At 56.5% G+C, this 15252-nt stretch carries 8 protein-coding genes; 7 read left to right on the top strand and 1 reads right to left on the bottom strand.

Annotated elements, in window-relative coordinates:
- The first annotated feature begins 210 nt into the window (after positions 1 to 210).
- From rpoB to ACP15F_RS11485, 3 genes are all read left to right on the top strand, one after another.
- Positions 211 to 4347 carry a DNA-directed RNA polymerase subunit beta gene (gene rpoB, locus ACP15F_RS11495; protein ID WP_424940979.1) on the top strand — a complete coding sequence of 1379 codons (4137 nt, stop codon included), beginning with the start codon at positions 211 to 213 and terminating at the stop codon, positions 4345 to 4347.
- A gap of 50 nt (positions 4348 to 4397) precedes the next feature.
- Positions 4398 to 8654, top strand: coding sequence for a DNA-directed RNA polymerase subunit beta' (rpoC, locus tag ACP15F_RS11490; protein ID WP_424940978.1), 4257 nt, complete (start codon positions 4398 to 4400; stop codon positions 8652 to 8654).
- A 117-nt stretch (positions 8655 to 8771) separates the two neighbouring features.
- Entirely contained in the window at positions 8772 to 9647 is an 876-nt protein-coding gene (locus tag ACP15F_RS11485) for a DMT family transporter (RefSeq protein ID WP_424940977.1), read from the top strand.
- On the opposite strand, the gene ACP15F_RS11480 is transcribed toward ACP15F_RS11485, so the two are convergent.
- Positions 9644 to 10669: a glycosyltransferase family 2 protein gene (locus tag ACP15F_RS11480; protein ID WP_424940976.1), complete on the bottom strand. Its 1026-nt coding sequence runs from the start codon at positions 10667 to 10669 to the stop codon at positions 9644 to 9646. The genes ACP15F_RS11485 and ACP15F_RS11480 overlap by 4 nt on opposite strands.
- A gap of 336 nt (positions 10670 to 11005) precedes the next feature.
- Between ACP15F_RS11480 and rpsL the strand changes: the two genes are divergently transcribed.
- From rpsL to tuf, 4 genes are read left to right on the top strand one after another with little or no spacing between them, the layout of a single operon-like run.
- Positions 11006 to 11377, top strand: a complete 372-nt coding sequence (gene rpsL, locus ACP15F_RS11475) for a 30S ribosomal protein S12 (protein ID WP_008331617.1) — start codon at positions 11006 to 11008, stop codon at positions 11375 to 11377.
- 12 nt (positions 11378 to 11389) lie between these two features.
- Entirely contained in the window at positions 11390 to 11860 is a 471-nt protein-coding gene (gene rpsG / locus ACP15F_RS11470) for a 30S ribosomal protein S7 (RefSeq protein WP_424940975.1), read from the top strand.
- A 21-nt stretch (positions 11861 to 11881) separates the two neighbouring features.
- Entirely contained in the window at positions 11882 to 13999 is a 2118-nt protein-coding gene (gene fusA, locus ACP15F_RS11465; RefSeq protein ID WP_424940974.1) for an elongation factor G, read from the top strand.
- 59 nt (positions 14000 to 14058) lie between these two features.
- On the top strand, positions 14059 to 15234 hold the full coding sequence (tuf, locus tag ACP15F_RS11460) for an elongation factor Tu (RefSeq protein WP_163040919.1): 1176 nt from the start codon (positions 14059 to 14061) through the stop codon (positions 15232 to 15234).
- Positions 15235 to 15252: the final 18 nt, after the last annotated feature.

The raw sequence follows: 15252 nt of genomic DNA, 5'->3' as shown, positions 1-15252 counted from the left end.
AACAAGGCTGGGCCCGGAGAAATCCGGGTCCAGCCGAACCTGTCTTGAAGAGGGCCTGAATGCAGGCGTTGTTCTGGGAAAGGTTCAATGGATCGGGAGGGAACCCTTGGGCGGGTTTCCATGAATTGGTTCGAACCCCCGTCTCGGACGAGGTGTCGCCGGCGACCCAACGGTTGGCGCCTCAGTTGAGAAATGAAAGGTAAATACCTTATGGCGCAGACCTATCTTGGCCAGAAACGCTTGCGTAAGTATTACGGCAAAATCCGTGAAGTTCTGGAAATGCCGAACCTGATCGAGGTTCAGAAAAGCTCGTATGATCTTTTCCTGAACTCTGGCGATCAGCTGGAGCCGATGGACGGAGAAGGCATCAATGCTGTTTTCCAGTCGGTTTTCCCGATCAAGGATTTCAATGAAACCTCGATCCTCGAGTTCGTGAAATACGAGCTGGAAGAACCGAAGTTCGACGTTGAGGAATGCCAACAGCGCGACCTGACTTATTCGGCTCCGCTGAAAGTCACCCTGCGTCTGATCGTGTTTGATGTGGACGAAGATACCGGTGCGAAATCGGTTAAGGACATCAAGGAACAAGACGTATTCATGGGTGACATGCCCCTGATGACGCCGAACGGTACGTTTGTTGTGAACGGCACCGAGCGCGTGATCGTGTCTCAGATGCACCGTTCGCCGGGCGTGTTCTTCGATCACGATAAAGGTAAGACGCACGCTTCGGGCAAGCTTCTGTTCGCCTGCCGCATCATTCCCTACCGTGGCTCGTGGTTGGACTTCGAATTCGACGCCAAAGACATCGTCTTTGCCCGTATCGACCGCCGCCGTAAGCTTCCTGTGACCACCCTGCTGTATGCGCTGGGTCTGGACCAAGAAGGTATCTGTGACGCGTACTATGACACCGTTCAGTTCAAGCTGAAGAAGAACAAAGGTTGGGTCACCAAGTTCTTCCCCGAGCGTGTTGCCGGCACCCGTCCGGTGCAGGATCTGATCGACGCCAAAACCGGTGAAGTGATTGCTGAAGCTGGCAAGAAGATCACTCCGCGTGCTGTCAAGAAACTGATGGAAGCGGGCGACGTCACCAACCTTCTGGTGCCGTTCGACGCGATCGTTGGTCGTTACGTGTCCAAAGACATCATCAACGAAGACACCGGTGCGATCTACGTCGAAGCTGGTGACGAGCTGACGCTTGAGCACGACAAAGACGGTGAGCTGATCGGCGGATCGCTGAAAGAGCTGATGGATGCGGGCATCACCGACATCCCGGTTCTGGACATCGACAACGTCAATGTTGGCCCCTACATCCGCAATACCATGGCTGCCGATAAGAACATGGGTCGCGACACCGCGCTTATGGATATCTATCGTGTCATGCGTCCGGGCGAGCCGCCCACGGTTGAAGCCGCGTCGAACCTGTTCGACACACTGTTCTTCGACAGCGAGCGCTATGATCTGTCGGCTGTTGGCCGCGTGAAAATGAACATGCGTCTGGCTCTGGATGCTGAAGACACCCAGCGCACCCTGCGTCGCGAAGACATTATCGCCTGTATCAAGGCGCTGGTTGATCTGCGTGATGGCCGTGGCGATGTCGACGACATCGACCACTTGGGCAACCGTCGTGTGCGTTCCGTTGGCGAGCTGATGGAAAACCAGTACCGCGTTGGCCTGCTGCGCATGGAACGCGCGATCAAGGAACGTATGTCCTCGGTCGAGATCGACACCGTGATGCCGCAGGATCTGATCAACGCGAAACCGGCTGCCGCCGCTGTTCGCGAGTTCTTCGGTTCGTCGCAGCTGTCGCAGTTCATGGACCAAACCAACCCGCTGTCAGAAGTCACCCACAAACGCCGCCTGTCGGCGCTTGGGCCGGGTGGTCTGACCCGCGAACGTGCTGGCTTCGAGGTGCGTGACGTTCACGCCACCCACTACGGCCGCATGTGTCCGATTGAAACGCCGGAAGGGCCGAACATTGGTCTGATCAACTCGCTGGCCACCTTTGCCCGCGTGAACAAGTACGGCTTCATCGAAACGCCTTATCGTAAGGTTGTGGACGGCAAGGTCACCGACGAGGTGAACTACATGTCCGCCACCGAAGAGATGCGTCACACTGTGGCTCAGGCCAACGCGCATCTGGACGAAAATGGCCGGTTTGAAAACGATCTGGTGAACACCCGTCAGTCGGGCGAATACACCATGGCACCGCGTGATAACGTCGACCTGATCGACGTGTCGCCCAAGCAGCTGGTTTCGGTTGCTGCCTCGCTGATCCCGTTCCTTGAAAACGACGATGCTAACCGCGCTCTGATGGGTTCGAACATGCAACGTCAGGCTGTTCCGCTTCTGCGGGCCGAGGCTCCGTTTGTCGGCACCGGTATCGAAGGCAAGGTTGCCATCGACTCGGGCGCTGCCATTCAGGCCAGGCGTGGCGGTGTGATCGACCAGGTTGACGCAACCCGTATCGTTGTGCGTGCCACCGAAGACCTTGGTCTGGGTGACGCGGGTGTGGACATCTATCGTCTGCGCAAGTTCCAGCGTTCGAACCAGAACACCTGCATCAACCAGCGTCCGCTGGTGAAAGTAGGTCAGAAGGTTTCCAAAGGCGAAGTGGTTGCTGACGGTCCGTCGACAGATATGGGCGAACTGGCTCTGGGTAAAAACGTGGTCGTCGCGTTCATGCCTTGGAACGGCTACAACTACGAAGACTCGATCCTGATCTCGGAACGTATTGCGCGTGACGACGTCTTCACTTCGGTTCACATCGAAGAGTTTGAAGTCGCTGCTCGTGACACCAAGCTTGGGCCGGAAGAAATCACTCGCGATATTCCGAACGTCGGTGAAGAAGCGCTGCGCAACCTCGATGAGGCTGGCGTTGTGTACATCGGTGCGGACGTAGAACCTGGCGATATTCTGGTTGGTAAGATCACCCCGAAAGGCGAAAGCCCGATGACGCCGGAAGAAAAGCTTCTGCGCGCCATCTTCGGTGAAAAAGCTTCGGACGTGCGCGATACCTCGCTGCGTGTGAAGCCAGGTGACTTCGGTACCGTTGTTGAGGTCCGTGTCTTCAACCGCCACGGCGTTGAAAAAGACGAACGTGCCCTTCAGATCGAGCGCGAAGAGGTCGAAAGCCTTGCCCGCGACCGTGACGACGAGCTGCACATTCTTGAGCGCAACACCTATGCCCGCCTGAAGGACATGATCCTGGGCAAAGCGGCCGTAAAAGGGCCGAAAGGCGTGAAAGCCGGTTCGACCATCTCGGAAGAGCTGCTGGAAGGTCTGTCGCGCGGTCAGTGGTGGCAACTGGCGCTTGAGGACGAAGACGATGCGAAAATCGTTGAAGCCCTGAACGAACAGTTCGAAGCTCAGAAACGTGCACTGGATGCGCGCTTTGAAGACAAGGTCGAAAAAGTCCGTCGTGGCGACGATCTGCCGCCGGGTGTGATGAAGATGGTTAAAGTCTTCGTTGCCGTGAAGCGTAAGCTTCAGCCGGGCGATAAGATGGCCGGTCGTCACGGGAACAAAGGTGTTATTTCCAAGGTTGTACCGATGGAAGACATGCCGTTCCTGGCCGATGGTACTCCGGTTGACTTCTGTCTGAACCCGCTGGGCGTGCCTTCGCGTATGAACGTTGGTCAGATCCTTGAAACCCACATGGGTTGGGCCGCGCGCGGCCTGGGTCTGAACATTGACGAAGCTCTGGGTGAATACCGCCGTTCCGGCGATCTGACCCCAGTTCGCGAAGCCATGCGCATCGCCTATGGCGACGATGTCTATGAAGAAGGCATCTCGGGCATGGACGAGGACGAACTTGTGGATGCAGCTGGCAATGTGACCCGCGGTGTTCCGATCGCGACTCCGGTTTTTGACGGCGCCAAAGAGGCTGACGTAAACGACGCGCTGACGCGTGCCGGTTTCGACACCTCGGGTCAGTCGGTTCTGTTTGACGGTCGTACCGGTGAACAGTTCTCGCGCGAAGTTACTGTCGGCGTGAAGTACCTGCTGAAACTGCACCACCTTGTGGACGACAAAATCCACGCACGTTCGACCGGTCCGTACTCGCTTGTTACGCAGCAGCCGCTGGGTGGTAAGGCACAGTTCGGTGGTCAGCGCTTCGGTGAGATGGAAGTCTGGGCTTTGGAAGCATATGGCGCGGCATACACGCTGCAAGAGATGCTTACCGTCAAGTCGGATGACGTTGCTGGCCGTACCAAGGTGTACGAGAGCATCGTCAAAGGCGAGGACAACTTCGAAGCTGGTGTACCGGAATCGTTCAACGTTCTTGTCAAAGAAGTCCGCGGCCTCGGCCTCAACATGGAACTCCTGGATGCGGAGGGCGAGGAGTAAGGCGCCCGCCTTACCCCTCCCACCCTTCCCCTGATTAAAGGAAACGCAAAATGAACCAGGAACTGACAACCAACCCGTTCAACCCGCTGGCCGCCCCCAAGGTGTTCGACGAGATCAAGGTCTCGCTTGCCAGCCCGGAACGGATCCTTTCGTGGTCCTATGGCGAGATCAAGAAGCCCGAGACCATCAACTATCGTACCTTCAAGCCCGAGCGTGACGGCCTGTTCTGTGCCCGTATCTTTGGCCCGGTCAAAGACTACGAATGCCTGTGCGGTAAATATAAGCGCATGAAGTATCGCGGCGTTGTCTGCGAGAAATGTGGTGTTGAAGTTACCCTTCAGAAAGTACGCCGCGAGCGTATGGGCCATATCGAGCTGGCAGCCCCTGTCGCTCACATCTGGTTCCTGAAGTCGCTGCCGTCGCGCATCGGCCTCATGCTGGACATGACCCTGCGTGATCTGGAACGCATCCTGTACTTCGAAAACTACGTTGTGATCGAGCCCGGTCTGACGGACCTTCAGTATGGTCAGCTGATGACCGAAGAAGAGTTCATGGACGCGCAGGACACCTACGGCATGGACGCCTTCACCGCCAATATTGGTGCTGAAGCCATCCGCGAAATGCTGGCCGCGATCGATCTGGAAGCCGAAGCCGAGCAGTTGCGTGCCGATCTGGCCGAAGCCACAGGTGAACTGAAGCCGAAGAAGATCATCAAGCGTCTGAAGATCGTTGAATCGTTCATTGAATCGGGCAACCGCCCCGAGTGGATGATCCTGACCGTGATCCCGGTAATCCCGCCAGAGCTGCGCCCGCTGGTGCCGCTGGATGGTGGCCGTTTCGCGACTTCTGATCTGAACGATCTGTATCGCCGCGTGATCAACCGGAACAACCGTCTGAAGCGTCTGATCGAGCTGCGTGCGCCCGACATCATCGTCCGCAACGAAAAGCGGATGCTGCAGGAATCCGTGGATGCTCTGTTCGACAACGGCCGTCGTGGCCGCGTAATCACCGGCGCCAACAAGCGTCCGCTGAAATCGCTGTCGGACATGCTGAAAGGTAAGCAGGGTCGCTTCCGTCAAAACCTTTTGGGTAAGCGCGTCGACTTCTCGGGTCGTTCGGTCATTGTGACCGGTCCAGAACTGAAGCTGCACCAATGTGGTCTACCGAAGAAGATGGCGCTCGAGCTGTTCAAGCCGTTCATCTATTCGCGTCTTGAAGCCAAAGGCCTGTCTTCCACTGTGAAGCAAGCCAAGAAACTGGTGGAAAAAGAGCGTCCCGAAGTTTGGGATATCTTGGACGAAGTGATCCGCGAACACCCGGTCATGCTGAACCGTGCACCTACGCTGCACCGTCTTGGTATTCAGGCGTTCGAACCGGTTCTGATCGAAGGTAAAGCCATTCAGCTGCACCCGCTTGTCTGTTCGGCGTTCAACGCTGACTTCGACGGTGACCAGATGGCTGTTCACGTACCGCTTTCGCTGGAAGCCCAGCTGGAAGCACGTGTCCTGATGATGTCGACGAACAACGTTCTGTCGCCGGCAAACGGCGCACCGATCATCGTTCCGTCGCAGGATATGATCTTGGGTCTGTACTACATCTCGATGGAACGCGAAGGCATGAAGGGTGAAGGCATGGTCTTCTCCGACGTGGACGAAGTGATCCACGCCTTGGACGCTGGCGAAGTGCATCTGCACGCCAAAGTTCAGGCGCGTCTGCCGCAGGTAGACGAAGAGGGTAACACCGTTATGGTTCGCTTTGAAACCACACCGGGCCGTATCCGTCTGGGCGCACTTCTGCCGCAGAACAACAAGGCACCGTTCGCTCTGGTGAACCGCCTTCTGCGTAAGAAAGAAGTGCAGCAAGTCATCGACACCGTCTACCGTTACTGCGGTCAGAAAGAGTCGGTTATCTTCTGTGACCAGATCATGTCGATGGGCTTCAAAGAAGCGTTCAAGGCTGGCATCTCGTTCGGTAAGGACGACATGGTTATTCCGGACACCAAATGGCCGATCGTGGATGAAACCCGCGATCAGGTTAAAGGGTTCGAGCAGCAGTACATGGACGGTCTGATTACTCTGGGCGAGAAGTACAACAAAGTTGTCGACGCCTGGTCGAAGTGTAACGACAAAGTCACCGACGCTATGATGGACACCATCTCGTCCAACAAGCGCGCTGAAGATGGCTCGGAAATGGAACCGAACTCGGTTTACATGATGGCCCACTCTGGTGCGCGTGGCTCGGTCACGCAGATGAAACAGCTGGGCGGCATGCGCGGCCTGATGGCCAAACCTTCTGGCGAGATTATCGAAACGCCGATTATCTCGAACTTTAAAGAAGGTCTGACCGTGCTCGAGTACTTCAACTCGACCCACGGTGCCCGTAAGGGTCTGTCGGATACCGCTCTGAAAACCGCGAACTCGGGTTACCTGACCCGTCGTCTGGTTGACGTGGCACAGGACTGCATCGTGCGCGAGCAGGATTGTGGCACCGAAAACTCGATCACCGCAGAAGCTGCTGTGAACGACGGTGAAGTTGTCGCCTCGTTGGCCGAACGTATTCTGGGTCGCGTTGCTGCCGAAGACGTTCTGGTTCCGGGCACAGAAGAAGTTCTGGTCGCCAAGAACGAGATCATCGACGAACGCAAAGCTGATGCTGTGGAAGATGCTGGCCATACCGCCATCCGCATCCGCAGCCCGCTGACCTGTGAAAGCGAAGAAGGCGTCTGCGCCAACTGCTATGGTCGTGACCTGGCCCGCGGTACCAAGGTGAACATCGGTGAAGCTGTCGGCATTATTGCTGCACAGTCGATCGGTGAACCCGGCACGCAGCTGACCATGCGTACGTTCCACATTGGTGGTGTTGCGCAAGGTGGCCAGCAGTCGTTCCAGGAAGCCAACCAAGAAGGCAAGATCGAGTATCGCAACGCGTCGGTGCTGGAAAACCGTGACGGCGAGATCGTCGTTATGGGCCGCAACATGGTTATGGCGATCATGGGCGACAACGGTGAAGAGCGTGCTTCGTTCAAGATCGGTTACGGTTCGAAACTGTTCGTCAAAGACGGTGCCGATGTGGCCCGCGGCGACAAGCTGTTCGAATGGGACCCGTTCACACTTCCGATGATTGCTGAAAAGGACGGTACGGTTAAGTTCGTCGATCTGATCAGCGGTATTTCGGTTCGTGACGAAACCGATGATGCAACAGGCATGACACAGAAGATCGTTTCTGACTGGCGTTCGGCACCGAAAGGTAACGAGCTGAAGCCGGAAGTGATCTTGGTGGCAGAAGATGGCGAACCGGTCCGCAATGATGCGGGTAACCCGGTGACCTATACCATGTCCGTGGATGCCATTCTGTCGGTCGAGGAAAGCTCGAACGTCAAAGCTGGTGACGTTATTGCACGTATCCCGCGTGAAGGCGCCAAGACCAAGGACATCACCGGTGGTCTGCCGCGTGTTGCTGAACTGTTCGAAGCCCGCCGTCCGAAAGATCACGCAATCATCGCCGAAATCGATGGTTATGTGCGCTTCGGCCGCGACTATAAGAACAAGCGTCGCATCTCGATTGAGCCTGCGGATGAGTCGATGGAAACCGTGGAATACATGGTGCCCAAAGGCAAACACATCCCGGTTGCAGAAGGGGACTTTATCCAGAAGGGTGAATACCTGATGGACGGTAACCCGGCGCCGCACGACATCCTGTCCATCATGGGTGTCGAGGCTTTGGCCGACTATATGATCGACGAAGTTCAGGACGTTTATCGTCTGCAGGGCGTGAAGATCAACGACAAGCACATCGAAGTGATCGTTCGCCAGATGCTGCAGAAGTGGGAAATCCAGGACTCGGGTGAAACCACACTGCTGAAAGGCGAGCACGTCGATAAAGCCGAATACATGGCTGCGAACGAAAAAGCCGCCGCCGAAGGGCGTCGTCTGGCCTCGGCCGAGCCGATCCTTCTGGGGATCACCAAGGCTTCGTTGCAGACCCGTTCGTTCATCTCGGCTGCGTCGTTCCAGGAAACCACCCGCGTTCTGACCGAAGCTTCGGTTCAGGGTAAGCGCGACAAGCTGGTTGGCCTGAAAGAGAACGTGATCGTTGGTCGTCTGATCCCGGCCGGTACTGGTGGGGCAACCCAGCAGGTTCGCGCCATCGCGCAGAAGCGTGACCAGAAGGTGATCGAAGAAGCCCGTGCCGAGGCCGAGGCCGCAGCCGCTCTGGCCGCGCCTGCCGAGGATGTGTTCGGCGATGCACCCGAAGACGATCTGGGTCTGGTCGAGACCCCCGAAATGGGTGGCGACGAACAGCCCTGATCAGTGCTGACATAAGATTTGGAAAGCCCCGCATTATGCGGGGCTTTCTTTTTTGGCTTGGCCAGTTTGGGAAACACTGATTAGGTGACCGAACGCTTTTAAGGACATTTCCCGATCATGCCTTCGGACAATTTTAAAGCAGCCGCACTGATGACTGGATCGATGGCCGGGTACACGTTCAACGATGCCTGTATGAAAATCCTGTCGACAATGATGCCGTTGGAGCAAGCAGTGTTCTTGCGCGGGGTTGCGACCTGTGTGTTGCTTTACGTCTTGGGCCGGTATTTGGGGACCATGCGGTTCAATCTGTCTGCGCGGGAATGGAAGCTGATTGGATTGCGCTGTGTCGGGGAAATGGGGGCAACCTATTGTTTTCTTACGGCGCTGTTTCACATGCCCATCGCCAATGTCACAGCGATCCTGCAGGTCTTACCTCTGGTGATCGCGCTGGCTGCTTGGGCTTTCCTGTCCGAGCCATTGGGCTGGCGTCGACTGGCAGCCATCGCCGTTGGTTTCTTGGGCGTGCTTTTGATTATCCAGCCTGGTGCGGGGTTTTCGGTTTGGTCGCTTTATGCGCTGGCCGCAGTTGGGTTCATTACCTTCCGCGATCTGGTGGTGCGAAAGCTGTCGCCCGAGACGCCCTCGATGACCGTTGCGATCATGGCAGCAATTTCGATTACCGTTGGGTTCGGCGTGGCGTCTGTTGGTGTTGACTGGGCTCCTGTTGATGGTTGGTCGGCATCAATGCTGATTTTGGCCGCATTTTTTATTTTCTTGGGCTACCTCTTCTCGGTCATGGTGATGCGCGTGGGCGACATCGCCTTTGCGGCACCCTTTCGGTACACGGGGCTTATCTGGGCGCTGGTGCTGGGGTTGGTGTTGTTCAGTGAATGGCCAAACCAATTGACCCTGATCGGCGCTGGGATCGTTGTTGGCACTGGCCTGTTCACTCTGTTTCGCGAACAAAAAGCAGCGCGGCAGGCCGCGGGCTAGGCCGTCTGATCCCGAAGCTCTGGCTTGGGTAGGCTTTGGGCCATGTCCCTATGGTACACAAAGCGCGGATCCTTCTGGTGGTTATCCCCGCGTTTGGCGCACATGGCCGTCACCAAATCGGCGCAACACAAATGGTGCAGCCGCAACACGCCCGGAATAGAAGCGAGCTGAGCATACTCGGCATCGAAGCGATCCTTGAACGCCAGCGTAGATGGGTTCTCGACGCTGATGTGATTGAAGCGGTCGAAGAAGTCATCGGTGTAGCGGTTAATCGACCCGGCGGATCCGGGACTGCCCTTTTTGAAGGCGAATTGCTCTTTCGTTTGCAGGATATAGTGATTCAGATGCGCGGCTTCGTGGGTTATCAGTTTGTGGTGAGAACCGTTCAGAGCGTTGTGGGTAGGGTGGAAGTCTTCGAACCAGCTTTCGTCTGAAAAAACCCAGTGATTGCTGCCGGTATCCCATTTCCCTTCACCGCGCCAAAACTTCGGTGCGTGCGAGCGTAGTCGCCCAAAGTCCAGTGGCTTGTAGACGAAGCTTTTGACGCAGTTGTTCTGACGCGCCTTTTCCGGCGCGCTTTTCAGAAAGCGTTGGTGGACGAACCGGTCTTCCCAGTTCTCTTCATCCCCCGTGCCGAAGATCAGCCAGTGGACGGACATACCCCGAAAGCGTTCTTCGGCGCCATTGCCGATCAACTCGTCGATGGTGCCGTTGCCTTTGCGGATCACCAGATACTCGTCCACGTCACAGGAAAACATCCAGTCACATTGCTTCAGAAAGGGATGAGAACGCGCCGCCTTATAGGCCGACCCCAACGGGGTTTCATTGGGCTGCGGTTGGTGCCGCTTTGCTGCGAGAACGCCATGACGTTCCAACAACCTGAGAAGCTGCGGCATTCGGTCGGTGCAATCGTTGTGCATGATCAGGAACTTCTCGAACCCAAGCATGCGGTTCCAGGCCAACCACTCCAGAACAAACGCGCCTTCGTTTCGCATGCAGGCCAGCAGCAAGGTGCCCTTCATATGAAACTCCTGAGGTTGAAACATCGGCCTTTAGGAGCTTACAAGGGGGGCGCCGGCGCTGCAATGCAGAGGCCCTGCTGTTGACAGTGCCATCGACTCCCCTTATACGCGCGAGCATCCAGCTGGGTTTAACCCGGCTATCCAAGAATTGAGGGATCAAGTTCGGGCTACTTTGAAGCGCCGATCCTCTGTGAACCAACCGCGACGTTTGCCTCGGAATGGAAACGCTCGCGGGTTTTCGTTTTGTGGATTGTCACAATCCTGAAACGCGAAACAGATTTAACCGCGTGGGGGCTTCCCTGCGTAGACTGAGTTGAGAAACGGGAAAAGAGCCCTATGCCAACGATCCAACAGCTGATCCGCAAGCCGCGTCAGCCCAAAGTCAAGCGTTCCAAGTCGCAGCACCTGGAATCTTGCCCCCAGAAGCGCGGTGTATGTACCCGCGTTTACACCACGACCCCGAAAAAGCCGAACTCGGCTATGCGTAAAGTTGCGAAGGTTCGCCTGACCAACGGCTACGAGGTCATCTCCTACATCCCCGGTGAAAGCCACAACCTTCAGGAGCACTCGGTGGTTCTGATCCGTGGCGGTCGTGTAAAAGACCTTCCGGGTGTCCGTTACCACATCCTGCGTGGTGTTCTGGATACCCAGGGCGTCAAAGACCGTAAGCAACGTCGTTCGAAATACGGCGCCAAGCGTCCGAAGTAAGGAGAGTCAGATATGTCTCGTCGTCACGCCGCTGAGAAGCGCCAGGTCCTGCCCGATGCCAAATTTGGTGATGTGGTTCTGACCAAGTTCATGAACAACCTGATGATCGATGGTAAAAAATCGGTTGCAGAAAAAATCGTTTACAACGCGCTGGATCGCGTTGAAGACAAAATCAAGCGCGCCCCCGTGGAAGTGTTCCACGAAGCGCTGGATAACGTAAAACCGTCGGTCGAAGTTCGCTCGCGCCGTGTAGGTGGTGCCACCTACCAGGTTCCGGTTGAAGTTCGCCCCGAGCGCCGCGAAGCTCTGGCAATCCGCTGGCTGATCACCGCCGCTCGTAACCGCAACGAGAACACCATGGAAGAGCGTCTTGCAGGCGAACTTCTGGATGCTGTTAACTCGCGCGGTACTGCAGTTAAGAAGCGCGAAGACACCCACAAAATGGCAGACGCTAACAAAGCGTTCAGCCATTACCGCTGGTAACGCCAAGGAAGGATCAAAACCATGGCACGCGAATATCCGCTCGAGCTGTACCGTAACTTCGGTATCATGGCTCACATCGACGCAGGTAAAACCACCTGCTCCGAGCGTATCCTCTACTACACCGGCAAGTCCCACAACATTGGTGAGGTGCACGATGGTGCGGCCACCATGGACTGGATGGAGCAGGAGCAGGAACGCGGGATCACCATCACCTCGGCTGCGACGACCACTTTCTGGGAACGCACCGAAGACGGTGAAACCGCTCAGACGCCCAAGCACCGCATGAACATCATCGACACCCCCGGCCACGTTGACTTCACCATTGAAGTTGAGCGTTCGCTGGCGGTTCTCGATGGTGCTGTCTGTGTTCTGGACGCCAACGCTGGTGTTGAGCCCCAAACCGAAACCGTGTGGCGTCAGGCTGACCGCTACAAGGTTCCGCGTATGGTGTTCGTCAACAAGATGGACAAAATCGGCGCTGACTTCTTCAACTGTGTTCACATGATCGAAGACCGCACCGGCGCCCGCGCCGTTCCGGTTGGCATTCCGATCGGTGCAGAAACCGAGCTGGAAGGTCTGATCGACCTGGTGAACATGGAAGAATGGCTGTGGCAGGGTGAAGACCTTGGTGCATCGTGGGTACGGGTTCCGATCCGTGACGACCTGCAGGACATGGCCAACGAGTGGCGCGAGAAGATGATCGAAGCCGCCGTCGAGCAAGACGACGATGCCATGGAAGCCTATCTGGAAGGCAACGAGCCTGACGTTCCGACCCTGCGCGCTCTGCTGCGTAAGGGTACTCTGGCGCTGGACTTCGTTCCGGTTCTGGGTGGTTCGGCCTTCAAAAACAAAGGTGTCCAGCCGCTTCTGAACGCTGTTATCGACTATCTGCCCAGCCCGCTGGACGTTGTTGATTACATGGGCTTTAAACCCGGTGACGAAACTGAAACCCGTGACATCGCCCGCCGTGCGGACGACGACATGGCTTTCTCGGCGCTGGCGTTCAAAATCATGAACGACCCCTTCGTTGGCTCGCTGACCTTTACCCGCATCTACTCGGGTGTCCTGAACAAAGGCGACACGCTTTTGAACTCGACCAAAGGTAAGAAAGAGCGCGTTGGTCGTATGATGATGATGCACTCGAACGATCGTGAGGAAATCACGGAAGCGTTCGCTGGTGACATTATCGCTCTGGCCGGTCTGAAAGACACCACCACAGGCGACACGATCTGTGCCGTCAACGATCCGGTGGTTCTGGAAACCATGACCTTCCCTGATCCCGTCATCGAGATCGCGGTCGAGCCGAAAACCAAGGCTGACCAAGAGAAGATGTCGCAAGGTCTGGGCCGTCTGGCTGCTGAAGACCCCTCGTTCCGTGTGGAAACTGACATCGAAAGTGGTCAGACCATCATGAAGGGCATGGGCGAACTTCACCTGGACATCCTGGTGGACCGTCTGAAGCGCGAATTCAAAGTGGAAGCCAACATTGGTGCGCCGCAGGTTGCGTACCGCGAGACCATCTCGAAAGCGATCGAGCACACCTACACCCACAAGAAACAGTCGGGTGGTTCGGGTCAGTACGCTGAAGTCAAAATGGAAATCATGCCGACTGAAGCGGGCGAAGGTTATTCGTTCGAAAGCCGCATCGTTGGTGGTGCTGTTCCGAAGGAATACATCCCCGGTGTTGAAAAAGGCATCAACTCGGTTATGGATAGCGGCCCCCTGGCTGGCTTCCCCGTGATCGACTTTAAGGTTGCCTTGAACGACGGTAAATTCCACGATGTTGACTCGTCGGTTCTGGCCTTCGAAATCGCTGCACGTATGTGTATGCGCGAAGGTATGCGTTTGGCTGGCGCCAAGCTGCTTGAGCCGATCATGAAAGTGGAAGTGATCACGCCCGAGGAATACACCGGTGGCATCATCGGCGATTTGACCTCGCGTCGCGGTCAGGTATCGGGTCAAGAGCCGCGCGGCAACGCCGTGGCAATTGACGCCAACGTACCGCTGGCCAACATGTTCGGCTACATCAACACGCTGCGTTCCATGTCTTCGGGCCGTGCGCAGTTCACGATGCAGTTCTCGCATTACGATCCGGTTCCGCAGAACATCTCGGACGAAATTCAGGCGAAATACGCCTAATCGAAATTGCCGGGCAGTGACCCATTGCTGCCCGGTCCTTAGATTTACAGGAGGCCATCATGGCTAAGGAAAAGTTTGAACGCGGTAAACCGCACGTTAACATCGGCACGATTGGTCACGTTGACCACGGCAAGACGACGCTGACGGCAGCTATCACCAAATTCTTTGGTGATTTCAAAGCATACGACGAGATCGACGGTGCACCTGAAGAGAAAGCACGCGGCATCACCATCTCGACTGCTCACGTTGAGTACGAGACCGAGAACCGTCACTATGCGCACGTTGACTGCCCCGGCCACGCCGACTACGTCAAGAACATGATCACCGGTGCGGCCCAGATGGACGGCGGCATTCTGGTTGTGAACGCAGCTGATGGCCCCATGCCTCAGACCCGCGAGCACATCCTGCTGGCACGTCAGGTTGGTGTACCTGCGCTGGTAGTCTTCATGAACAAAGTTGACCAGGTAGACGACGAAGAGCTGCTCGAGCTGGTTGAGATGGAAGTTCGTGAACTGATGAACGAATACGACTTCCCGGGCGACGACATGCCGATCATCGCGGGTTCCGCGCTGGCCGCTATGGAAGGCAAGAACCCGGAAATCGGTGAAGAGAAAATCCGCGAGCTGATGGCTGCTGTGGACGAGTACATCCCGACCCCGGATCGTCCGGTTGACGGCGACTTCCTGCTGCCGATCGAAGACGTGTTCTCGATCTCGGGCCGCGGTACTGTTGTCACCGGCCGTGTTGAGCGTGGCGTAGTGAACGTTGGCGACGAGATCGAAATCGTTGGCATCAAAGACACTCAGAAAACCACCTGTACCGGTGTTGAAATGTTCCGCAAGCTGCTTGATCGCGGTGAAGCAGGCGACAACGTTGGTGTTCTGCTGCGCGGTATCGACCGTGAAGCTGTTGAGCGTGGCCAGGTTCTGTGTAAGCCGGGTTCGGTTAACCCGCACACCAAGTTCGAAGCCGAGGTCTACATCCTGACCAAGGAAGAGGGTGGCCGTCACACGCCGTTCTTCGCGAACTACCGTCCGCAGTTCTACTTCCGTACCACCGACGTGACCGGTACTGTTGAACTGCCCGCTGGCACCGAAATGGTGATGCCGGGCGACAACCTGAAGTTCAACGTCGAGCTGATCGCTCCGATCGCCATGGAAGAGAAGCTGCGCTTCGCTATCCGTGAAGGCGGCCGCACCGTTGGTTCGGGCGTTGTCTCGAAAATCATCGACTAAGAACGCCCAGCGTTCTTA

Origin of the sequence: Aliiroseovarius sp. S253 (assembly GCF_049800855.1) — a bacterium.
Taxonomy (GTDB): Bacteria; Pseudomonadota; Alphaproteobacteria; order Rhodobacterales; family Rhodobacteraceae; genus Aliiroseovarius.
The sequence above is the reverse complement of the archived record's forward strand: the minus strand, read 5'-3'. Positions and strand labels throughout refer to the sequence as shown.

What these genes read in the sequence shown, in the direction of transcription:
- rpsL (WP_008331617.1), top strand. Translation starts at nt 11,006, where the DNA reads ATGCCAACGATCCAACAGCTGATCCGCAAGCCGCGTCAGCCCAAAGTC.
- ACP15F_RS11480 (WP_424940976.1), bottom strand. Translation starts at nt 10,669, where the DNA reads ATGAAGGGCACCTTGCTGCTGGCCTGCATGCGAAACGAAGGCGCGTTT.
- ACP15F_RS11485 (WP_424940977.1), top strand. Translation starts at nt 8,772, where the DNA reads ATGCCTTCGGACAATTTTAAAGCAGCCGCACTGATGACTGGATCGATG.
- rpsG (WP_424940975.1), top strand. Translation starts at nt 11,390, where the DNA reads ATGTCTCGTCGTCACGCCGCTGAGAAGCGCCAGGTCCTGCCCGATGCC.
- rpoC (WP_424940978.1), top strand. Translation starts at nt 4,398, where the DNA reads ATGAACCAGGAACTGACAACCAACCCGTTCAACCCGCTGGCCGCCCCC.
- fusA (WP_424940974.1), top strand. Translation starts at nt 11,882, where the DNA reads ATGGCACGCGAATATCCGCTCGAGCTGTACCGTAACTTCGGTATCATG.
- rpoB (WP_424940979.1), top strand. Translation starts at nt 211, where the DNA reads ATGGCGCAGACCTATCTTGGCCAGAAACGCTTGCGTAAGTATTACGGC.
- tuf (WP_163040919.1), top strand. Translation starts at nt 14,059, where the DNA reads ATGGCTAAGGAAAAGTTTGAACGCGGTAAACCGCACGTTAACATCGGC.